Raw genomic sequence first — 20,272 nt, forward strand, 5'->3', positions numbered from 1 at the left:
ACCGATCGCCGACCCGCCGGTTTCGCCCCGTGCGGTTCGGGGAACGGAGCAGTCACACCCCGCCTCGCCAAGGAGCTGCGATGAATGCCGTGATGACCGTCGACCTCTCGGAACTCGACGCCTGGTCCGCCCAGGTCCAGCGCGCGAGCGACGACCTCACCGGCATCGCCCGCAACGGCGGCAGCAGCCTCGTCCAGACCGACTTCGGGCCGATCCTCGAGACGATGATGGGCGCGTACAACTCGCTCCTCCCGTCGGTCAACCAGTCCCTCGAGGACAACGGCACCGGCATGCGCGACCATGCGGAGGCCCTGCGCGCGACCGCCCGCGACTTCACGCTCACCGAGGACGGCATCGTCCGCCGCCACAACGCCCACGCCTTCGACGGGCGCAACGGGTCGAGCAACTACTTCGACGTCGCCGACACCACGATCCGGCGGGCGGCGCCGACCGAGAGCGAGCTGCCACGGATCAGCTTCGGCTTCCCCTACGACACCGTGTGCGACCTGGTCCGCATGCTCACCGGCTTCGACATCCGAGCCGAGCTCGCCGAGAAGATCGGCGGCGACGTGGTCAGCGCCTCGGGCCAGGGCTCGTCCTTCGGCAGCCTCGGCACCTCGATGAAGGGTGTCGCGGCCAACCTCCAGAGCGGCGGGCAGACCATCACGAACACCTGGCAGGGCTCCACCTCCGACGCGGCCATCAAGCAGATCGGCACGTGGGTGGGCTCGCTCAACACGCAGGCCGGCCAGCTGGTGCAGATGGGCCAGAGCATCATCCAGATCTGTCGCGACGCCTGGCAGACCGCGATGTCGGTGGTGCAGTGCGTGAAGGCGGCCGTGCAGACGGTCTCCTCGGCACTCGCCACGATGAGCATCCCGGGCATCGGCTGGGCCCGCGTCGTGCAGGCGGTCTTCCAGGCCTTCCAGGCCGTGATGAAGGCCTACCAGGCCATCATGAAGTTCATCAACATCCTCAAGCAGGTCACGTCCCTCATCGAGACGGTCAAGAACTTCTTCGACGGAGACAAGGCTCCGGTCTCCACGCCCACCGCACCGACCGCGACCGGCGCGCCCACCAGCGTGATCCGCGACCCGGGCTCGGTCGCCACGCCGACCGTCGGCCAGAAGCCCGCGGCCCCGGTGGCGCCGGCCGCCACGGCATAATCGCGCCCCATGGACGATCCCCGTAGCCAGGCCGAGATCCTGGCGGCGATCAGCGCAGCCCGCGAGGACCTGACCGCGAGCCTGGCCGACCTCAAGGCGACCGTCGACCAGCTCAACGCCAAGCCCCTGCTCTCCGAGGAGGAGAAGGAGGCGCTCGAGGACCAGGCCGAGTCCGGCGAGCTCGGCGACGACATGAAGTCGCTCGTCGAGAAGATCAAGGGCGGCGAGGACACCTGGGACAACGTCTTCTCCGGCGAGTCGCCCAACGGCGCCCTCCTCCAGGGCCACCTCACGAAGATGTTCGAGGAGCACAAGGAGGACCTCGCGCTGGCCTTCGAGGACCTCATCGAGGAGGAGGAGGCCAAGGGCAACTTCATCTTCGACGACGTGCCCACCAGCGACCCGTCGGCCGACTGAGCCACGCTCGAGAACTACACGTCTGTAGTTCTCGAGAACATCTGTTACTCGTGTGACTCGTGTGGTTTCGTGGCGCTCGCCGCCCCGAGCACCACCCTTCCCCGCCTGCTGGAGTCCCACATGCGACGCCTCGTCCTCGCCGTCCTCGCCCTCGTCCTCGTCGTGCCCCTGGTCGGGTCGTCCCCGGCCACGGCCGATGACGTGGCGCCATCGGCGAAGCGCGCCTCGCAGCAGCAGATCGCGCTGGCGACGCCCGGCGACTTCACCGGCTACGGCTTCGACCAGTGCCTGGCCCCCACTCAGGCGGCGATGGACACCTGGTGGAAGAAGTCCCCCTTCTCCGCGGTCGGCATCTACATCTCCGGCGACTCCCGTGCCTGCCGCTCGCAACCCAACCTGAGCTCGACCTGGGTCGCGACGCAGGTCGCCCGCGGCTGGCGCCTGCTGCCGATCGCGCTCGGGCCGCAGGCCTCCTGCCAGCCGCGCTTCCCGCGCTACAAGGACGACTTCACGATCTCCCCCAAGCCCGCCGGGGGCTACGCCGCGGCGGCCGCCCAGGGTGCGGTCGAGGCCGCCAAGAACGCCGCCGACGCGACGGCGTACGGCATCGGGGCGGGCAGCACGATCTGGTACGACCTCGAGGGCTTCAACCTCGCCGACACGCACTGCCGCGAGTCAGCGCTGGTCTTCACCTCTGCCTGGGTGACGCGGATCAAGGAGCTCGGCTACGTCGCCGGCTTCTACTCCAGCGCCAGCTCGGGCATCAAGATGCTCGACGACGCGCGCGTCCAGCGCCCCGGCCAGTTCGCGCTGCCCGACCGGATCTGGATCGCCCGGTGGGACGGCCTCGCCGACACCTCGACGACGTACATCCCCGAGGACGGCTGGCGTCCCGGCGGCCGGATGAAGCAGTACCGCGGCGGCCACAACGAGACGTGGGGCGGCGTCACGATCAACATCGACAGCAACTTCATCGACCTCGGCGCCGGGTCCGTCCCGCAGCCCGAGGGGCGCTGCGCCGGCACCCGCCTCGGCTTCTGGAAGTACCCCGCGCTCTCCCCCGGATCGGCCAAGGCCACGCGCGTCAAGGTGCTGCAGTGCCTGCTGACCGAGCAGGGGACCTACTCCGGGCCCCTCAACGGCTCGTACGACGCCGCGACGATCGCGGCGGCCCGCGCCTGGCAGGCTGCGCGCAAGCTGACCCCGAGCGACACCTTCGGCAAGCGGCACTGGGTCGCGCTGCTCTCCGCCGGCGCTCGTACGACGATCAAGCGGGGCTCGGTCGACGAGTCGGTCCACCGGCTCCAGCGGGCGCTCAACGCGGCTGGTGCCGGCAGGTTCAAGGCCACCGGCGTGTTCGACGCCAAGACCGAGGCCGCGCTCCGGGTCTACCAGGCCCGCCTGAAGATCACCGTCTCCGGTGTCGCGACGCCCCAGACCTGGAACAAGCTGCAGCGGGGCCGCTGACCCCGCCCGCCCGCCGGCGCGTCACTCGAACACCCGCCTAGCCGGGTGAGTGCGAACTTCTCGGGGCGTGCATGCCACCAGATGTTCGTGGTCACCCGCAGAGGCGGGGGTTCCAGTGACGGACGGGACGACCCCAGCGTCAGACGGGTGGGCCGACGACCAGCGCGACGCCCGTGAGCCCGGCGACGGCGAGCAGCCCGATGACCAGGCCCTGGAGCGGACGGCGGAGCAACCACGCGGTGGGCTTCTCGAGGAGCCCCGCGGGCGACTCGGTGCGGAGGCGCCACTCCTCGCCCAGCAGTCCCGCGCGCTCGGCGTACCGCTCGAAGGGGATCGTCGCGAAGGGCGGGATCGCGGCGAGCAGGCCGAGGGCGAGGCGGCCGGCCGACCACCTCTGGTCGACGAAGAGCAGGACGGTGGTCAGGCAGTAGGCGATGAACACAACGCCGTGGACCATGCCGAAGACCTGCACCCCGAGCTCGGTGGTCTTCGTGACGTACTTGAGGAACATGCCCGTCAGCAGCAGCGCCCAGGTCACGGCCTCGGCGCGCGCGACCACGCGGTAGAGACGGGTGGGGCTGGACAGCAGGCTCACGCGAAGACCGAGCTGGCGAGCGAGGTGAAGAAGCCGAGCCCGTCGGTGCCGGGACCGGTGAGGTCCTCGACCGCGTGCTCGGGGTGCGGCATCAGGCCGACGACGTTGCCGCGCTCGTTGGAGACGCCGGCGATGTCACGCAGCGAGCCGTTGGGGTTGTCGTCGAGGTAGCGCGCGACCACCCGGCCCTCGCCCTCGAGCATGTCGAGCGTGGGCTCGTCGGCGACGAAGCCGCCCTCGCCGTTCTTGAGCACGATCGTGACCTCGGCCCCGGCGGCGTACGCCGAGGTCCACGGGGTGTCGACGCGCTCGATGCGCAGGCGCTGGTCGCGGCAGACGAACTTGCGGTGGTCGTTGCGGATCAGCGCACCCGGCAGCAGGTGGGACTCGCAGAGGATCTGGAATCCGTTGCAGATGCCGAGCACCGGCATGCCCCTGCCCGCCGCGTCGATGACCGAGGTCATGACCGGGGCGAAGCGCGAGATGGCGCCGCAGCGCAGGTAGTCGCCGTAGGAGAACCCGCCGGGAAGCACGACCGCGTCGACGCCCTGGAGGTCGTCGTCACCGTGCCAGAGCGCGACGGCCTCGTTGCCGCCGATGGAGACCGCGCGGCGCGCGTCGACGTCGTCGAGCGAGCCGGGGAAGGTGACGACCCCGACCTTCACTGGGCGTGCACCTCGAAGTCCTCGATCACCGGGTTGGAGAGCAGCTTCTCGGCCATCTCGCGGACCTCGGCGAGCAGCGCGTCGCTCGGCTCGCCCTCGAGCTCGACCTCGAACCGCTTGCCCTGGCGGACGTCGGTGACACCGGCGAACCCGAGCCGCGGCAGGGCGCCGTGGACGGCCTTGCCCTGGGGGTCGAGGATCTCAGGCTTGGGCATGACGTCGACGACGTAACGAGCCACGGGGCGCTCCTGGGGACAGGCTGGAGGTGGGCGAGACCGATTCTAGTGAACGCAGGCGCCGACCCCCGACTCGGGCGTCGCGTGCGGACGCTGGCAGCGGCACACGGGGAACCGACCGCCTGTTCGGCGGGCTCGGGAGCCTGCGCCTCGTTCCCCCCTCACGTCAGCGGGCGGTGGTGCTCGAGCATGATCGCGTCGGGCACGTCGCAGGGCGTACGCCGAGGCCTCGGGCTGGCGACGTCGCGAGGCGGCCCGTCTCGCTCGAGCGTCCCCGTGTCCGCTCGAGACGCCCAGCGACCCGGGGGCTAGTGCGGCCGGCGCGAGGCGGTGATCACGAGCGCAACGCCGAGCCCGGCGAGGATGGGGCCGATGATCGCCCACATCTCCACGCCGCTCATGGCGCTGCCGCCGATCCAGCCGAGCCCTTGACCGGTCCACAGCGCGCCGACCAGGACCATGAGGACGCCGAGGGCGATGCCGAGGCCGCGCATCAGCTGAGCTCCCGCTTCAGGATCTTGCCGGTCGCGGTCATCGGGAGCGTGTCGACGAACTCGACGATGCGCGGGTACTTGTAGCCGGCCATCTGCTCCTTGCCCCAGGCGACCAGCTCGTCCTCGGTCACCGTGGCGCCGTCGTTGCGGATCACCACGGCCTTGATCTCCTCGCCGTGGCTGTCGTGGGGCACGCCGATCACGGCCGCGAGCGAGACGTCGGGGTGGCTGATCAGCACCTCCTCGATCTCACGCGGGTACACGTTGTAGCCGCCGCGGATGATCATGTCCTTCGAGCGGTCGACGATGTAGTACCAGCCGTCGGCGTCCTTGCGGCCGAGGTCGCCCGAGCGGAACCAGCCGTCGACGATCGCCTCGGCGGTCGCGTCGGGTCGGCCGTAGTAGCCCTTCATGATGTTGGGCCCCTTGATGGCGATCTCGCCGACGACGTCCTCGCCGTCACCGAGGTCCTTGCGCACGCCGGGCTCGGGGTCGATCAGCTTCATCTCGACGCCGGGGATCGGCCTGCCGATGGAGCCGACGCGCGCCGGCTCGCCGTAGACGGAGAAGCTGGCGACGGGCGAGGTCTCGGACAGGCCGTAGCCCTCGAGGATCGTCACGCCGAAGCGCCGCTCGAAGTCCTTGTGGACCTCGACCGGCAGTGCCGAGCCGCCGGCCGCGGCGACCCGCAGGGTCGCGGCGAGCTTCTTCACGTCGACGCCCGAGTCGTCCAGCGCGCCGAGCAGACCCCAGTACATCGTGGGCACGCCCGCGAAGAACGTGACGTCCTCCCGGTCCATCAGCGCCAGCGCCGGTCCGGCCTCGAAGCGTGGGAGCAGGACGACGGTGCCGCCGAACGCGAAGCCGGCGTTCTGGATCACGGTCTGGCCGAAGGAGTGGAACAGCGGCAGCACGCACAGCAGCGTGTCGGGGTTCTCCGCGTCGGCACCGAACAGCGCGTCGCTGGCGGTGGCGTTGGAGATCATGTTGCGGTGCATCAGCTCGGCGCCCTTGGGCTGGCCGGTGGTGCCCGAGGTGTAGAGGATGACGGCGGTGTCGTCGCCGTCGGTCTCGACGGTCTCGAACACCGGCGACTGCCCCTCGAGCGCCTGGCCCAGGGTCTGCGCGCCGTCGATGGGTGACTCCGACGCGGGATCGGCCGTGATCACGAAGAAGTGCTCGCAGCCGTCGGTCTGCTCGAAGCCGGCGTGGCCCTCGGCCCCGATCGGCAGGTCGGGCGTGCCCTGGAAGCAGAAGTAGGCCTTCGCGTCCGAGTCGTCGAGGTGGTAGGCCACCTCACGCCCCTTGAGCAGCACGTTGAGCGGGACGACCGTCGCACCGGCCTTGAGGATGCCGTAGTAGACGATCGGGAAGTACGGCAGGTTGGGACAGCTGAGCGCCACCTTGTCCCCCGGCTCGATCCCGCGCTGCACCAGCAGGTTGGCCACCTGGTTGGCCGCGGCGTCGACCTGGCCGTAGGTCAGACGGGTGTCGCCCAGGACCACCGCCGTGCGGTCGGCGTACGACGCGGCGGAGCCTTCGAGGAGCGAGGAGAGGTTCGACATGACGCCAACCTACTCAGCCCTCGTGAGCCACGTCACTGCTTCGCGCGGGACGCGAGGATCCGGCCCGCCTTGCGCAGGTCGGCGGCGATCGCCTTCCCGGCGAGGAGCCCGGCCGCGGTCGATGCGACGACCCAGACGCCGCGACCGGTCACCTCTCCCTCGGCGCGCACCCGGCACCCTGCGGCACGGTCGGTGAAGTGCAGCGCGAGGGTCGCGCTCACCCCCCGCCAGCTGCCGCGCTCGGTCCACACGCGAAACGGCGTCAGCTCGATGGTCTCCATGTGGGGCCGTACGCCGACGGCGGTGGTCTCCCGCCACGCCTGCCCCAGGTGCGGCTCCACGTCGGCGGGTGCATCGACCGAGACCAGGGAAGACTGCCACTCCGGCCGGTTGCGCGGGTCGCAGAGATAGCGGAAGGCGACCTCCGAGGTGACGGGGAGGTCGACGACGGCGGAGAAGCGCCGGCCGCTCAGAACCGCTCCCCGGTCAGCAGCTCGAACGCCTCGACGTACCTCGCCCGGGTCCTCTCGACGACGACGTCGGGGAGAGGTGGCGGCGCCTCACCGGAGTGACGGTCCCAGCCGGACTCGCCGGTGAGCCAGTCGCGCACGATCTGCTTGTCGTACGACGCCTGGGCGCGGCCCGGCTGCCAGTCGGCCGCCGGCCAGAAGCGGCTCGAGTCGGGGGTCAGCACCTCGTCGGCGAGGATCGTGTCGCCCGCGGGCGTGCGGCCGAACTCGAGCTTGGTGTCGGCCAGGATGATGCCGCGCTCGCGCGCGAGGACGTGGGCCTTGTCGTAGACCTCCATGGTCAGCATCCGCAGCTCGGCGGCCGCATCGTCGCCGACCGCCTCGACCACGGCCTCGTAGTCGACGTTCTCGTCGTGGTCGCCGAGGTCGGCCTTGGTGGCGGGCGTGAAGATCGGCTCCGGCAGCCGGCTGCCGTCCTGCAGCCCGGCGGGCAGCGCGATCCCGCAGACCTGGCCGGTGCGGTGGTAGTCGAGCAGGCCGGAGCCGGTGAGGTAGCCGCGGGCCACGCACTCCACGGGGAACATCTCGAGCCGCTCGCAGATGACCGCCCGGCCGGCCACCTCGGCCGGCACGTCGCTGGAGACGACGTGGTTGCCGACGAGCCCGCCGAGCTGCTCGAACCACCACAGCGACATCCGGGTGAGGATCTCGCCCTTGTCGGGGATCGTGGTGTCGAGGACGAAGTCGTAGGCCGAAATGCGGTCGCTGGCCACCATCAGCAGCCGGCCCTCGTGCACACCTGCGTCGATGCGGTAGAGGTCGCGCACCTTGCCCGAGTGGAGGTGGGTGGTGCCCTCGATCGCGGGGGCGGCGGGGATGTTCAGGTCGACCACGCCCCTGAGCCTAGCGGTGGAGCCACCAGCTCATCCGACGCGTGATCCACGGCAGGACGACGTACGTCATGAGCGGGGTCAGCACGACGATCGTGGCAAGGACGCGGGGCACCAGCGGCCAGTCGACGAGGGGCGTGTGGCCCACGACGTAGTTGACCGCGAGGCTCAGGGGGAAGAACCCCATGAAGATCACGATCATCTGCTTCCACCGCGGCGGTGCGACCGGAGCCGCGCTGAGCGACTCGACCGAGGCCGGCTCGTCGAACCAGCCCTCGATGCCCGTACGTCGCTCGCGGCGCCTCTCCTCGACGTCACCGGCCGCTGCCTCCAGCCACCACGCGCGCTGCGGGGAGGCCTCCCAAGCAGCGAGCGAGTCGGCGTCGGCGAAGCGGTAGAGCATGTGCCAGTCGGTGGAGTCGACGCTCGGTCGCACCCACCCCGAGCCGAGGAAGCCGTCGAACTTCTCCGCCATCGACGTGCCCGCCTGCATCCACGCCAGCATCTGCGTCGTGTGCCGCGGGTCGACGTGGCGGGTGACGGACACGGTGACGGGCGCGCTCATGGGCTCCAGTCTCGGGCGTGCCGAGACGGTGGTGAAGCCGGCGGCGACGAGATCCCGGCCACGTCCGGCCCAGGTCGGCGAGCGCTGGGTCAGTCCTGCTGGTAGTCGCGCTGCTTCTTCGCCTCGTAGTCGTAGCAGCGCCCGTCGACCAGGTCGCTCGGGACGCGGTACTCCTCCAGCACCGCGCAACCCTCCATCTCCTGCGTGCCGTCGATCTCCTGCCACCGGCCGTCCACCTGCGCCCACAGCGCCTGGTAGCCGCCGCAGTCGTCGACCCCGCCGGTCGCGAAGCCGTCGGTGCGCAGCCGCTCCACGTAGATCGCGCTCGGTGCCTCGCACGTGCTCCGGGCCGCCATGCGCTCGACCGTGCGCGCGATGAACCTCTTGAACGACGCCGGGGCGCCCTTCATGCCCGCCACGTCCTCCGGCGTGCGGACCTCGTAGCCGAGGGACTCCCCACCGGCGTACGAGATCAGCCGGGGCGGCGCCGCGCTCGGCGTCTGGCTGGGCGTCCCGCTCGCGGTATCGCTGGGCGTGGAGGTGGGGGTGGAGGTGGGCGTGGGCGTGGCTCCGCCACCTCCGGCCTCGTCGGTGGCGCACCCGGCCAGCAGGAGGCCGGGCAGTGCGAGCAGGAGGGATGCGAGGCGGACGGTCGTGCGGGAGGTGCTCATGCCCAGGTGACGCGGCGAGCGGGCTCCGCGTTGCGGAGGGCTCCCGGGCCCGCGGTCAGGCGGTCGTCTCGAAGGACGTCGCGCCGCTGACTGCAGCCTCGCGCACGGCGACGTCCTGCACCCGCGCGGACGGTGGGCCGTGGTGGCACCAGGCGACGAGGTCGTCGACGGCGACCTCGTCGCCCTCGGCGTGCAGCAGCACCGACCCGTCGACCTCGTTGCGGACCCACCCGACGACGCCCAGCCGCCGCGCCTCCTCCTCGGTGTGCCAGCGGAAGGCGACGCCCTGGACCCGTCCGGTCACCCGCACCTCGACAGCCATCGTCATCGACCCATCATCGCCGAGGCAGATCCACCCGCACGGGTGACCTCGTCCCGGGCCACGCTCCCGGTCTGCGCGATCCGGTGCGAGGCTGGCGGGGATGACACAGGACGAGCAGGCACCCGCCGGGCAGGCACCGGCCGACGCCGAGGCGGCGTACGAGCCGGATCCCCGCCGCTGGCGGGTGCTGGCGGTCTCCCTCGTCGTGGGCTTCATGTCGCTGCTGGACGTCACGATCGTCAACGTCGCCGTGCCCTCGATCCGCGCCGGGCTGGGCACGAGCGCCGCGACGATCCAGTGGGTCGTCTCGGGCTACGCGCTGGCCTTCGGCATGACGCTGGTCGCCGGCGGCCGGCTCGGCGACGCGCACGGGCGCCGGCGGATGATGCTGATCGGTCTGATCGGCTTCATCGTCTCCAGCGCCGCGGTCGGGCTCGCGCCGAACGCCGCCTGGATCGTGCTGGCCCGCCTCGTGCAGGGAGCCAGCGCCGGCCTGCTCACGCCGCAGAACTCCGGACTCATCCAGCAGCTCTTCCGCGGCGCGGAGCGGGGCCGGGCGTTCGGCATGTTCGGCTTCACCGTGGCGGTCGCCTCGGCCACCGGGCCCCTGATCGGCGGTGCCCTGATCGGCCTGCTCGGGGAGGACAACGGCTGGCGCGCCCTCTTCCTCGTCAACGTCCCGATCGGGCTCGTCGCCCTGGTGCTGATCTGGCGGCTCGTGCCCGACAACGAGGTCGGCGCCGACGCCGAGAAGGACCCCCGCGTCGACCTCCCCGGCGCGCTGCTCCTCGGTCTGGCCGTCCTCGCTGTGCTCTATCCGCTGATCAGCCTCGAGGGTGGTGCCGGTCTGCCGCTCGTGCTGCTGCTGGCCTTCCCACCGCTCGCGTGGGCATTCGCGCGCTGGGAGGCCCGCACCGTGGGCCGTGGCCACCCGCCCCTGCTCGACGTGTCGCTGCTGCGTGGGCTGCCGGGCTACGCCAACGGGCTGCTCGTCGGCACCCTCTACTTCACCGGGTTCACCGGGATCTTCCTCGTGCTGTCGGTGCACCTGCAGGAGGGCGAGGGCTTCTCGCCGCTGCGGGCGGCCCTGCTCATCACGCCGTTCGCGGTGGGCTCGGCGGTCACCTCCCCCCTGGCCGGCAGGCTCGTCGGGCGCATGGGTCGGCGGGTCACGCTCATGGCACTGTCGGTGATGATCGCCGGCACGGCCCTGTCGGCCTGGCTGGTGACCCAGCCGACCGACCGCCTCTGGTGGACGCTCGCGCCCGCGCTGTTCGTCGCCGGGGTCGGCGGTGGCGGGGTCATCTCACCCAACATCACCCTCACCCTCGCCGAGGTCCCGCCCCGCATGGGCGGTGCCGCCGGAGGTGCGTTGCAGACCGGGCAGCGGATCGGGTCGGCGCTGGGCGCGGCCCTGCTGATGACGGTCTACCAGGCAGTCGGCACCGTCGCCTCCGCACCCGTCGCCGCGCGCTCGGCCCTGCTCGCCGCGCTCGTCGTGCTGACGGTCGCGCTCGCCGCCGCCGTACGCTCCTGGCGCCTCGGCGACTGAGGGCGCACCAACCGAGGCAGTTCGCGAGGACGACCCGCGGCACGAGCGTGGGGGCGACGTGGGCGCCGCCGAACTGCCTACGTCAGAGGATCGCGCCGGGGACGTACGACGCCGCGTGGGGGAAGCGGGCCGCGAGGGCCTCGACCCGGGCGACGACCGCGCGCGTCTGGGCCACGGCCGCGCCGGTGAACTCGATCGGGTCGGCGACGAGCGCGTCGATCTGGTCGCGGGTGAGCCCGAGGCGCTGGTCGGCGGCGAGCTTGGCGAACACGTCGTTGTCGGCCTGGCCGGCGCGCATCGCGAGCGCGGTGCCGACGGCCGCCTCCTTGATGGCCTCGTGGGCGGCCTCGCGACCGACGCCGTTGCGGACCGCCGCCATGAGCACCTTGGTGGTGGTGAGGAACGGCAGGTAGCGGTCGAGCTCGCGCTGGATCACGGCGGGGAAGGCGCCGAACTCGTCGAGGACGGTGAGGAAGGTCTGAAAGAGGCCGTCGGTGGCGAAGAACGCGTCGGGGAGCGCGACCCGGCGCACGACCGAGCAGGAGACGTCGCCCTCGTTCCACTGGTCGCCGGCGAGCTCGCTGACCATCGACAGGTGTCCGCGCAGGATGACGGCGAGGCCGTTGACGCGCTCGCACGAGCGGGTGTTCATCTTGTGCGGCATCGCCGACGAGCCGACCTGACCCTCCTTGAACCCCTCGGTCACCAGCTCGTGCCCGGCCATCAGGCGCACGGTGGTGGCGAGGTTGGACGGGCCGCTCACGAGCTGCACGAGCGCGGCCACGACGTCGAAGTCGAGCGAGCGCGGGTAGACCTGGCCGACGCTGGTCAGCACCTGCTCGAAGCCGAGGTGCGCGGCCACGCGCTCCTCGAGGTCGTCGAGCTTCGCGGCATCCCCGTCGAGGAGGTCGAGCATGTCCTGCGAGGTACCCATCGGGCCCTTGATCCCGCGCAGCGGGTAGCGGGAGAGCAGCTCCTCGATGCGGCGGACGCCGATGAGCATCTCGTCGGCGACGGTCGCGAAGCGCTTGCCGAGGGTGGTCGCCTGCGCGGCGACGTTGTGCGAGCGACCGGCCATGACCGTGGCCTCGTGCTCGGCCGCGAGCCGGCCGAGGCGGACGAGCGCGGCGACGGCACGGTCGCGCACCACCTCGAGCGAGCGGCGCACCTGCAGCTGCTCGACGTTCTCGGTCAGGTCGCGCGAGGTCATGCCCTTGTGGATGTGCTCGTGGCCGGCGAGCGCGGAGAACTCCTCGATGCGGGCCTTCACGTCGTGGCGGGTGACCCGCTCGCGCGCGGCGATGGAGTCGAGGTCGACCCGCTCGACCACCGACTCGTAGGCCTCGACGACACCGTCGGGCACGTCGATGCCGAGGTCGCGCTGGGCCTTGAGGACGGCGATCCAGAGCTGCCGCTCGAGCACGATCTTGTGCTCGGGGGACCAGATCTCGGCGAGGTCGGCGCCGGCGTAGCGGGTGGCCAGGGCGTTGGGGACGGTCACGGCTCAGATCATCCCATCCGCCGGGGTCCAGTCGTCCCACGGAGCCCACCAACGGACGTCACGCTCGAGCAGGTCGGCGACCTCGGTCGCTGCGGGCAGCACGTCGAGGAGCTCTGCGGTCGTCATCCGACCGGAGGCGAGCGCCGGCGCCACGTCCTCGACGTCCTTCCACCGCCACTCGCCGTGCGGCGTGACGACGATGTCGAGCTGGAGGTCGTTGACCTCGATGGCCGATTCAGTGCGTACGTAGGGCGTCTCGAAGTTGATGTACCACTGGAGGAACGTGCCGTCGGCGTCGAAGAACCTCCACACCGAGTACCAGTCGCCCGCGCGGCGCAGCTTGAGCACGGTCGTGCCCTGCCAGGCATCCAGGTGACCCCAGGGGTGCGGGAAGGGGTGGTCGGCGAAGGTCATTGCGGTGCCGTCGGGCTTGACGGTGGCGAGGAGGGTGCCGTCGTCGCTGAGCACCTGCTCGTCCCAAGAGGCCCACTCGGCCCCGTGCAGGACCTCTCGGACCCGGACGGCCGAGCCGGCGGCGTAGGCCCAGGAGGCGGGCTCAGCCACGCGACGCCGCGCCCTCGACGACGCCGAGCGGCTCAGCGGCGATGTCGGTGCGACGCTGCTGGCCCTCGAAGGAGATCAGGTCGGCGGCGGCGTAGGCGCGCGAGCGGGCGTCCGCCACGTCGTAGCCGCGGGCCCGCACGGCCAGCACCCGGCCGCCGGCGGTGACCAGGTGGCGGTGCTCGGGGTCGCCCTCCTCGGGGGCGGCGACGATGGCCGTGCCGGCGTGGATGACGTCGACGTCGTTGACGCCGTTGGCGTTGCCCACGCCACGGATCACGTCGCCCTTCGAGGAGCTCTCGGGATAGCCCGCGGAGGCGAGCACCACCGAGACCGCGGCGCCGTCGGCGAAGGTGGGCTCGGGGACGGCGGCGAGGTCACCGTCGGCGGCGGCGCGCAGCAGCGCGCCGAGCGGCGAGGTGAGCAGTGCCAGCACGGGCTGGACGTCGGGGTCGCCGAAGCGGCAGTTGAACTCGATGACCTTGGGCCCGTCGGCCGTCAGCGCGAGGCCGACGTAGAGGCAGCCGACGAACGGCGCGCCGCGCACGACCATCTCGCCCAGCGTCGGGGCGACGACCTCGGTCATCACGGTGTCGACGATCCCGTCGGGCAGCCACGTCAGCGGGGCGTACGAGCCCATGCCGCCGGTGTTGGGCCCGCGGCCTCCGTCGAAGATCCGCTTGAAGTCCTGGGCGGGCAGCAGGGGTCGACCGACCGCGCCGTCGCACACCACGAACAGGGAGAACTCCGGACCGTCGAGGAACTCCTCGACCACGACCCGATCACACCCGGCCGCGTGCGCCAGGGCCTCGTCACGGTCGTGGGTGACGACGACCCCCTTGCCCGCGGCGAGGGAGTCTTCCTTGACGACGTAGGGAGCGCCGAAGGCGTCCAGCGCGGCGGCCACCTCGTCCGGCGTCGTGCAGGTGTGCGACCCGGCGGTCGGGACACCCGCAGCGGCCATCACCTCCTTGGAGAAGGCCTTCGACCCCTCGAGCCGGGCGGCGGCCTGCGACGGGCCGAAGCACGCGATGCCCGCCCCGGTCACCGCGTCGGCCACGCCCGCGACGAGCGGCGCCTCGGGCCCGACGACCACCAGCTCGGCGCCGACGGAGGTCGCGAGAGCGGCGACGGCCTGACCGTCCATCGGGTCGACGTCGTGGAGCGTGGCGACCGCGCCGATGCCGGGGTTGCCCGGTGCCGCGTGCACCTCCGCGACGGCCGGGTCGAGCGAGAGGGCCAGCGCGAGGGCGTGCTCGCGGCCGCCGGTGCCGATGACGAGGGTCTTCACGGGCGTCGAGCCTATCGGCGACTCGACCGACCACCGGCCCGTCCCCGGTTCCGGGGAGGTTGAGGCGCGCGGCGACCGGGCAGGAGCCACGCACCCCGAGACGTAGGAGTGAGTGTGGGCGCGATTCCCCGACAGGGCGACACCTTCGGACGCTACGAGATCGAACGACGACTCGGCGCCGGAGGCATGGGCGTGGTGCACCTCGCCCTCGACACCCAGATGCAGCGACGTGTGGCGCTGAAGGTGATGTCGACACAGCTCGCCGAGGAGGGCGAGTTCCTCGCGCGGTTCCACCGCGAGGCCGAGACGCTGGCCCGGCTGGACTCGCCCCACATCACCACCATCTTCGACCACGGCGACGTCGACGGTGTCCCCTACCTCGCCATGCAGTACGTCGCTGGCGGCGACCTCGGCACGCAGCTCAAGCAGCGCGGGCCGGTGCCGACGGCGCTCGCGGCGATGATCTGCGCGCAGGTCGCGGAGGCGCTCCACGACGCGCACGCGGCCGGCGTGGTGCACCGTGACGTCAAGCCGGCCAACGTGCTGGTCCGCGACCCCGACGCCGCCGAGCCGTTCGTCTACCTCGGCGACTTCGGCATCGCCCAGGCCCAGACCGGCGAGCAGGGGCTCACCCGGGCGGGCGGCGTCGCCGGCAGCTGGGCCTACCTCGCGCCGGAGCGGGCGCACGGTGCGCCGGCCACCCCGTCGAGCGACGTCTACGCACTGGGCTGCCTGCTGCACGCCTGCGCCACCGGCCGTGCGCCCTACGTCGGCTCCGACGTGGAGATGGCGGTCGCCCACGTCAACGAGCCGGTTCCGCAGCTGCCCGGCTCCGACGACGCCACCGTCGAGCTCAACCGCATCCTCCGCCTCGCCATGGCCAAGGACCCCGACGAGCGCTACGCCACGGCCGGCGACCTGCGGGCCGACCTGGTGGCGCTCGCCCGTGGCTCGCACGACACAGGGGCCGGCAGCGACGCAGGGAGCGGCGCCACGCCGGCGGCGGCCGCAGCCGTGGACGCGGGCGGGCCGACCGACCCGCCCGCCCGTCGACGTACGCGCCTGGTGGCGGCCGTCGCGGCCGTGGCCGTGCTGGCGGTGGTCGGCGGGATCTTCGGGGCGAACGCCCTGGGGAGCGGCAGCGACGACGGCGACGGCGCGCAGGCGGGCGCCGACGACGGCGCGCCCGCGGCGATCGAGGATCCGGTCGCCGGCGACTGGGACGGCGACGGCCTGGGTGACATCAGGGTCGGCCGCTTCGTGTGGCGCGACGGCATCGAGACGCTCCCGGCCCTCCTGCTGAGGTCCGACGGCTCCGCCTTCGGAGAGGCGGTGGAGGACGCCGGGCGGATCGAGCTCCCCAAGTCGGGCGACGTCGACGGCGACGGACGCCCCGACCTCGTGCAGGTCGTCGAGAGCGACGACGACACCGAGGTCGACGTCACCGTGTGGCGCAACACTGGTGACGGGGTCGAGGAGATGTCGAGCCAGACCTTCACCTGGCGCACCAACTACGGCTTCTACGGTGTCGGCGACTTCGACGGCGACGGGCGAGACGACCTGCTGCTGACCCGCAACCGTGGCGAGCAGCTGATGATCGTCTCGGTCGCCCTGAGCAACGGCGAGGGATTCGACGAGCCGGTCGAGTTCGCCTCGCGCACCGGACGCAACAACGAGGACGACCTCTTCGTCATCGGTGACTTCGACGGGGACGGCAAGGACGACCTGGCCGCCCGCGTCGTCAACGGCGGCGACGTGGTCGGCGTCCGGTTCCGCGTGCTGCTCAGCACCGGCACCCGCTTCCGCAAGACCGAGACCACCCGCATCGAGGACGGACGCTACGGCCTCGCCGACTACACCGCGGCCGACATCGACGGCGACGGCGCCGACGAGCTCGTGCACCTGGTCACCGACCGGTGGGGGGAGGACGAGTACGGCGCCACGCTGGCCGTGCAGAAGTTCGTCAACGGCTCCTTCGGCACCCCGCAGGAGGTCGTGCCGCCGACCAGCGGCGGCCCCGACTACCCCTCTCTCGAGGTCGGCGCGTCCGACGTGGACGGGGACGGTATCGAGGACGTCGTGCGCCTGTTCGGCTACGACGAGGAGACCGGGACCGCGAAGGTCGAGGTCTATCTCTCGAAGGACGGCGAGCTGCAGGAGCCGGTCGAGTGGGGCCAGGTCCCGTGCGTGTCGCAGGACTGCGCGGGCGAGGCGGCGGCGCTGGTCTCCAGCGAGTGAGCCGCCACGGGTCGCGTCAGGGGTGGACGACCACCGTCTGCTCACGACCCGGGCCCACGCCGACGCCCCAGATCTTCGCGCCCGACATCTCCTCGAGTGCCTGCACGTAGACCTGGGCGTTCTTGGGCAGGTCGTCGAAGGAGCGGCAGTCGGAGATGTCGGACTGCCAGCCCTCGAAGTACTCGTAGACCGGCTTGGCGTGGAAGAACTCCGTCTGGGTCATCGGCATCTCGTCGACTCGCTGGCCGTCGATCTCGTAGGCCACGCAGACCGGGATCTGCTCCCACGCACCGAGGATGTCGAGCTTGGTCAAGAAGAACTCGGTGAGCCCGTTGACCCGGCTCGCGTAGCGCGCGATCACCGCGTCGTACCAGCCGCAGCGGCGGGTGCGGCCGGTGGAGACACCGATCTCGCCGCCGAGCTGCTGGAGCTTGGTGCCGTCCTCGTCGAAGAGCTCGGTCGGGAACGGGCCGGAGCCGACGCGGGTGGTGTAGGCCTTGATGACACCGATCACCCGATCGATGCGGGTGGGGCCGATGCCCGCGCCCACGCACACGCCGCCGGCGACCGGGTTGGAGGACGTGACGAACGGATAGGTGCCGTGGTCGACGTCGAGCATCGTCGCCTGAGCGCCCTCGAAGAGCACCGTCTGGCCGGCGTCGAGCGCCTGGTTGAGCAGGAGCGAGGTGTCGCACACCATCGGCCGCAGCCGCTCGGCGTAGGAGGTCAGCTCCTCGACGACGGCGTCGACCTCGATCGCGCGCCGGTTGTAGACCTTGGTCAGCAGCTGGTTGCGCAGGTCGAGCGCCGCCTCCACCTTCTGCGCCAGGATCTTCTCGTCGAACAGGTCCGCGATGCGTACGCCGACGCGGTTGATCTTGTCGCCGTAGGCCGGGCCGATGCCGCGTCCCGTGGTGCCGATCTGGTTCTTGCCGAGGAAGCGCTCGGTGACCTTGTCGATCGTGGCGTGGTAGCTCGCGATGACGTGGGCGTTCGCGCTGACCTTGAGGCCGGCGACCTCCACGCCGCGGGCGACGAGGCCGTCGAGCTCACGGAAGAGCGCCTCGGGCGAGACCACGACGCCGCCGGCGATCACCGAGGTGGCGCCGGGCGTCAGGATGCCGCTGGGCAGCAGGTGGGTGGCGTACTTCTCGCCGTTCACGACGATGGTGTGACCGGCGTTGTGGCCGCCGCTCGTGCGGACCACGAAGTCGATCGGGTCCGTGGTGGCCAGCTGGTCGGTGGCCTTGCCCTTGCCTTCATCGCCCCACTGGGCGCCGAGCACGACGATCGCGGGCATCTCAGCCCTCCTCTGTCTCAACGGCAGAAAATAAGAACAACCCCGGCACAAGGCACCGGGGCTCTTGCGACGCCACGCTACCGCACCCGGGCCCGCTCCCACGACGGCCCGGCGGCTCGCGGACGGCCGGTGCCGGCTCCGGCCGTGCGGGTGGGCGTGTCCGTGAGGGCGGTCGACTACTGTGCCGGGAGTGCAGTCGCTGCTCGTGATCACCAACGCCGATGCCGGGACCTCCGACGAGGAGACCCTGGCCGTCGCCCTGGGCGTGCTCCGCGAGAAGGCGTCGGTCGAGGTCGCGAAGACCTCCAACCCCGGTGAGCTCGACGGTGTGCTGCACCGCGCCGGCGGTCGTACGGTCGTGGTGGCGGGCGGCGACGGGAGCCTGCACGCGGTCGTCACCGCGCTCCACAAGCGCCACGAGCTCGCCGGCACCACGCTGGCGCTGCTGCCGATGGGCACCGGAAACGACTTCGCCCGCGGCAACGACATCCCTCTCGACATCGAGGAGGCGGCTCGCCTGGTGCTCCGGGGTGAGGCACGCGAGGTCGACCTGATCATCGACGAGACCGGCAGCGTGGTCGTCAACAACGTGCACGTCGGCGTCGGGGCGCAGGCCAGCCGCAAGGGCTCGAAGTGGAAGTCGCGACTCGGCTCCGTCGGCGTCGGCAAGGTCAACCTGGGCAAGCTCGGCTATCCCATCGGCGCGCTCCTGTCCGCCTTCCACCCACCGAGCTGGCGTCTGCGCGTGGAGCTCGACGGCACGGTCGTCAACGACGTCGACCGACCGGTGCTGATGGTGGCCATCGGCAACGGCAGCAACGTCGGCGGCGGCACCGAGCTCAACCCCGACGCCGACACCGAGGACGGCCTGCTCGACGTGATGGTCAGCCGCGCGGTGGAGCCGTCGGCCAAGCTCGGCTACGTCATGAAGCTGCGCAAGGGCGAGCACGACGAGCGCGACGACGTGCTGAGCCTGCGCGGGCGGACCGTGAAGGTGAGCGGCGACGAGTTCTGGCTGTCCGCCGACGGCGAGATCTCCGGGCCTGAGCGCAGCCGGAGCTGGCGCCTGGAGCCGGCGGCGTACTCCATGATCCTGCCCTGAGACCGGCTCTCCACCGCCCGCAGCTCAGAGCCAGCCGCGCCGGACCGCCTCGACGCCTGCCTGGAAGCGGGTGTCGACGCCGAGCTCGGACATCAGCGCGGCGACCCGCCGGCGCACGGTGCGCAGGCTCATGTCGAGGTTGCGGGCGATCTGCTCGTCCTTGACCCCGTTCGCGAGCTCGGCGAGCAGCAGCCGGCGCCGGTCGAGCTGCCCGAGCTCGCCGTCGTGCGCATCGAGCTTGCTGGCAGAGACCCACAGGTCGTCGAAGTAGGCCTGCAGCATGCCGACGATCGAGGGCTGGCGGATCACCGCGCGCCGGTCGGAGCCGACGCCGAGAGGCTCCGGCAGGATCGCTCGGCGGGGCCCGACGATGACCAGCCGGGTGAGCACGCTGGGCACCACTCCGATCTCCTCGCCGATCTCGGCCCGCTTGCGCAGCATCTCCGGCGCCTCGGTGAGGGCACGCGCGGGATAGATCGCGCGGACCCGTCGACCCTCGCGCACCGCGTTGCCGACGGCGACCGACATCTCCGACTCGCTCGGGAAGCGCCACTGGTCGGGGCGCAGGAAGGACAGGTCGCCGCGCCTCTCGCGGATCCACCCGGTGATGAGGGCCGGGACGTCGCCCTCGCTCGACACGTCGCCGTCGATCGCCGTCCGGCTGTCCTGCGGCGGCTCGCGGCGGCCGAGCAACGGCACGATCTCGGCGAGCCGGGTGATCTCGCGGCTGGCACCGGCGAGCTGCTCGGCGTGCGCGACCAGCACCCGGCGAGTGGCGGTCATCGGGTCGGCCACGTGGAGCACGTCGTCGTCGACGGAGACGACACCCAGCGCGACGAGCGGGCGCACCTGCTCGAGCAGGGCGGCCGGCTTGATCAGCAGGCTCGCCGCGACCTGGTCGATCCTCTGCCCGGAGCCGGGGAGGACCTGGAGGTAGAGGTGCTCGAGCAGTGAGTGGTGCTCGGCCTCGCCCCACCCGCTCACGCTGGCATCTTAGTGTCAGCGGCCACTTGGAGCCACCCGTGCGCCGAGCGCGCTGGCACAATGCTGCCGACCACTCGGGAGATCCGGCGCGGACGCGGGGGTGACTGCGCCGGACCTGTGCACCAGCACCTGCCAGGAGTGGGGCGTCGGAGCCGCCGCGGGGGACGGCTCCGGCGCCGCTTCCTCGCCCGGGCCCACGACCGTCTTTCGTGCCGCGGTC

At 71.7% G+C, this 20,272-nt stretch carries 21 protein-coding genes; 6 read left to right on the forward strand and 15 right to left on the reverse strand.

Going from position 1 to position 20,272, the window contains the following annotated elements; all coding sequences use genetic code 11:
- The first annotated feature begins 80 nt into the window (after positions 1-80).
- From IEZ25_RS19745 to IEZ25_RS19755, 3 genes are all read left to right on the forward strand, one after another.
- Positions 81-1,166, forward strand: coding sequence for a type VII secretion target (locus tag IEZ25_RS19745; protein ID WP_191201184.1), 1,086 nt, complete (start codon positions 81-83; stop codon positions 1,164-1,166).
- 9 nt (positions 1,167-1,175) lie between these two features.
- Positions 1,176-1,583, forward strand: coding sequence for a hypothetical protein (locus tag IEZ25_RS19750; RefSeq protein ID WP_191201185.1), 408 nt, complete (start codon positions 1,176-1,178; stop codon positions 1,581-1,583).
- A 69-nt stretch (positions 1,584-1,652) separates the two neighbouring features.
- On the forward strand, positions 1,653-3,050 hold the full coding sequence (locus IEZ25_RS19755; RefSeq protein ID WP_318152356.1) for a glycoside hydrolase domain-containing protein: 1,398 nt from the start codon (positions 1,653-1,655) through the stop codon (positions 3,048-3,050).
- A gap of 139 nt (positions 3,051-3,189) precedes the next feature.
- Here IEZ25_RS19755 and IEZ25_RS19760 read toward each other — a convergent pair whose 3' ends face one another.
- The 10 genes from IEZ25_RS19760 to IEZ25_RS19805 all read right to left on the reverse strand — a co-directional run bounded on the left by IEZ25_RS19760 (position 3,190) and on the right by IEZ25_RS19805 (position 9,529).
- Positions 3,190-3,645 carry a DUF3817 domain-containing protein gene (locus IEZ25_RS19760; protein WP_191201186.1) on the reverse strand — a complete coding sequence of 152 codons (456 nt, stop codon included), beginning with the start codon at positions 3,643-3,645 and terminating at the stop codon, positions 3,190-3,192.
- Positions 3,642-4,310, reverse strand: coding sequence for a phosphoribosylformylglycinamidine synthase subunit PurQ (gene purQ, locus IEZ25_RS19765; RefSeq protein ID WP_191201187.1), 669 nt, complete (start codon positions 4,308-4,310; stop codon positions 3,642-3,644). The genes IEZ25_RS19760 and purQ overlap by 4 nt, the downstream gene beginning before the upstream one ends.
- On the reverse strand, positions 4,307-4,549 hold the full coding sequence (purS, locus tag IEZ25_RS19770) for a phosphoribosylformylglycinamidine synthase subunit PurS (RefSeq protein ID WP_191201188.1): 243 nt from the start codon (positions 4,547-4,549) through the stop codon (positions 4,307-4,309). The genes purQ and purS overlap by 4 nt, the downstream gene beginning before the upstream one ends.
- Before the next feature lie 305 nt (positions 4,550-4,854).
- Entirely contained in the window at positions 4,855-5,040 is a 186-nt protein-coding gene (locus IEZ25_RS21685; RefSeq protein WP_224749349.1) for a hypothetical protein, read from the reverse strand.
- On the reverse strand, positions 5,040-6,605 hold the full coding sequence (locus IEZ25_RS19780; protein WP_191201189.1) for a long-chain-fatty-acid--CoA ligase: 1,566 nt from the start codon (positions 6,603-6,605) through the stop codon (positions 5,040-5,042). Before IEZ25_RS19780 ends, IEZ25_RS21685 begins: the two co-directional genes overlap by 1 nt.
- 32 nt (positions 6,606-6,637) lie before the next feature.
- Positions 6,638-7,078, reverse strand: a complete 441-nt coding sequence (locus IEZ25_RS19785) for an SRPBCC family protein (protein WP_191201263.1) — start codon at positions 7,076-7,078, stop codon at positions 6,638-6,640.
- Positions 7,075-7,968 (reverse strand): phosphoribosylaminoimidazolesuccinocarboxamide synthase, encoded by an 894-nt coding sequence (locus IEZ25_RS19790; RefSeq protein WP_191201190.1) that lies wholly within the window; start codon positions 7,966-7,968, stop codon positions 7,075-7,077. The genes IEZ25_RS19785 and IEZ25_RS19790 overlap by 4 nt, the downstream gene beginning before the upstream one ends.
- A gap of 10 nt (positions 7,969-7,978) precedes the next feature.
- The gene (locus IEZ25_RS19795; RefSeq protein WP_191201191.1) at positions 7,979-8,530 is read right to left on the reverse strand and encodes an antibiotic biosynthesis monooxygenase; all 552 of its coding nucleotides are present in this window, start codon (positions 8,528-8,530) and stop codon (positions 7,979-7,981) included.
- A gap of 89 nt (positions 8,531-8,619) precedes the next feature.
- Positions 8,620-9,201, reverse strand: a complete 582-nt coding sequence (locus tag IEZ25_RS19800; protein ID WP_191201192.1) for a hypothetical protein — start codon at positions 9,199-9,201, stop codon at positions 8,620-8,622.
- A gap of 55 nt (positions 9,202-9,256) precedes the next feature.
- Positions 9,257-9,529, reverse strand: coding sequence for an acylphosphatase (locus tag IEZ25_RS19805; RefSeq protein WP_224749350.1), 273 nt, complete (start codon positions 9,527-9,529; stop codon positions 9,257-9,259).
- 94 nt (positions 9,530-9,623) lie between these two features.
- Here IEZ25_RS19805 and IEZ25_RS19810 point away from each other — a divergent pair, with 94 nt between their 5' ends.
- The gene (locus IEZ25_RS19810) at positions 9,624-11,075 is read left to right on the forward strand and encodes an MFS transporter (RefSeq protein ID WP_191201193.1); all 1,452 of its coding nucleotides are present in this window, start codon (positions 9,624-9,626) and stop codon (positions 11,073-11,075) included.
- Positions 11,076-11,157: 82 nt separating this feature from the next.
- Here the strand turns inward: IEZ25_RS19810 and purB are convergent, their stop codons facing one another.
- Genes purB through purD form a run of 3 tightly spaced genes read right to left on the reverse strand, consistent with a single transcriptional unit; the run spans position 11,158 to position 14,428 of the window.
- Entirely contained in the window at positions 11,158-12,576 is a 1,419-nt protein-coding gene (purB, locus tag IEZ25_RS19815) for an adenylosuccinate lyase (protein ID WP_191201194.1), read from the reverse strand.
- Positions 12,577-12,579: 3 nt separating this feature from the next.
- Complete coding sequence (locus tag IEZ25_RS19820; RefSeq protein WP_191201195.1) at positions 12,580-13,140, reverse strand: DUF402 domain-containing protein; 561 nt, start codon at positions 13,138-13,140, stop codon at positions 12,580-12,582.
- Positions 13,133-14,428, reverse strand: coding sequence for a phosphoribosylamine--glycine ligase (gene purD, locus IEZ25_RS19825; protein WP_191201196.1), 1,296 nt, complete (start codon positions 14,426-14,428; stop codon positions 13,133-13,135). The genes IEZ25_RS19820 and purD overlap by 8 nt, the downstream gene beginning before the upstream one ends.
- A gap of 114 nt (positions 14,429-14,542) precedes the next feature.
- Here purD and IEZ25_RS22410 point away from each other — a divergent pair, with 114 nt between their 5' ends.
- The gene (locus tag IEZ25_RS22410; protein WP_191201197.1) at positions 14,543-16,666 is read left to right on the forward strand and encodes a serine/threonine-protein kinase; all 2,124 of its coding nucleotides are present in this window, start codon (positions 14,543-14,545) and stop codon (positions 16,664-16,666) included.
- A 16-nt stretch (positions 16,667-16,682) separates the two neighbouring features.
- Here the strand turns inward: IEZ25_RS22410 and IEZ25_RS19835 are convergent, their stop codons facing one another.
- Positions 16,683-17,966 carry an adenylosuccinate synthase gene (locus IEZ25_RS19835; RefSeq protein WP_191201198.1) on the reverse strand — a complete coding sequence of 428 codons (1,284 nt, stop codon included), beginning with the start codon at positions 17,964-17,966 and terminating at the stop codon, positions 16,683-16,685.
- Positions 17,967-18,156: 190 nt separating this feature from the next.
- On the opposite strand from IEZ25_RS19835, the gene IEZ25_RS19840 reads away from it, so the two are divergent.
- Positions 18,157-19,068: a diacylglycerol/lipid kinase family protein gene (locus tag IEZ25_RS19840; RefSeq protein WP_318152357.1), complete on the forward strand. Its 912-nt coding sequence runs from the start codon at positions 18,157-18,159 to the stop codon at positions 19,066-19,068.
- A gap of 24 nt (positions 19,069-19,092) precedes the next feature.
- Here IEZ25_RS19840 and IEZ25_RS22415 read toward each other — a convergent pair whose 3' ends face one another.
- Positions 19,093-20,052, reverse strand: a complete 960-nt coding sequence (locus tag IEZ25_RS22415) for a helix-turn-helix transcriptional regulator (RefSeq protein WP_191201199.1) — start codon at positions 20,050-20,052, stop codon at positions 19,093-19,095.
- Positions 20,053-20,272 lie beyond the last annotated feature (220 nt).

It is taken from the genome of Nocardioides hwasunensis (assembly GCF_014779665.1).
In the GTDB taxonomy this organism is placed as follows: Bacteria; Actinomycetota; Actinomycetes; order Propionibacteriales; family Nocardioidaceae; genus Nocardioides; species Nocardioides hwasunensis.

What these genes read in the sequence shown, in the direction of transcription:
- IEZ25_RS19745 (WP_191201184.1), top strand. Translation starts at nt 81, where the DNA reads ATGAATGCCGTGATGACCGTCGACCTCTCGGAACTCGACGCCTGGTCC.
- IEZ25_RS19750 (WP_191201185.1), top strand. Translation starts at nt 1,176, where the DNA reads ATGGACGATCCCCGTAGCCAGGCCGAGATCCTGGCGGCGATCAGCGCA.
- IEZ25_RS21685 (WP_224749349.1), bottom strand. Translation starts at nt 5,040, where the DNA reads ATGCGCGGCCTCGGCATCGCCCTCGGCGTCCTCATGGTCCTGGTCGGC.
- IEZ25_RS19780 (WP_191201189.1), bottom strand. Translation starts at nt 6,605, where the DNA reads ATGTCGAACCTCTCCTCGCTCCTCGAAGGCTCCGCCGCGTCGTACGCC.
- IEZ25_RS19795 (WP_191201191.1), bottom strand. Translation starts at nt 8,530, where the DNA reads ATGAGCGCGCCCGTCACCGTGTCCGTCACCCGCCACGTCGACCCGCGG.
- IEZ25_RS19800 (WP_191201192.1), bottom strand. Translation starts at nt 9,201, where the DNA reads ATGAGCACCTCCCGCACGACCGTCCGCCTCGCATCCCTCCTGCTCGCA.
- IEZ25_RS19805 (WP_224749350.1), bottom strand. Translation starts at nt 9,529, where the DNA reads ATGACGATGGCTGTCGAGGTGCGGGTGACCGGACGGGTCCAGGGCGTC.
- IEZ25_RS19810 (WP_191201193.1), top strand. Translation starts at nt 9,624, where the DNA reads ATGACACAGGACGAGCAGGCACCCGCCGGGCAGGCACCGGCCGACGCC.
- IEZ25_RS19835 (WP_191201198.1), bottom strand. Translation starts at nt 17,966, where the DNA reads ATGCCCGCGATCGTCGTGCTCGGCGCCCAGTGGGGCGATGAAGGCAAG.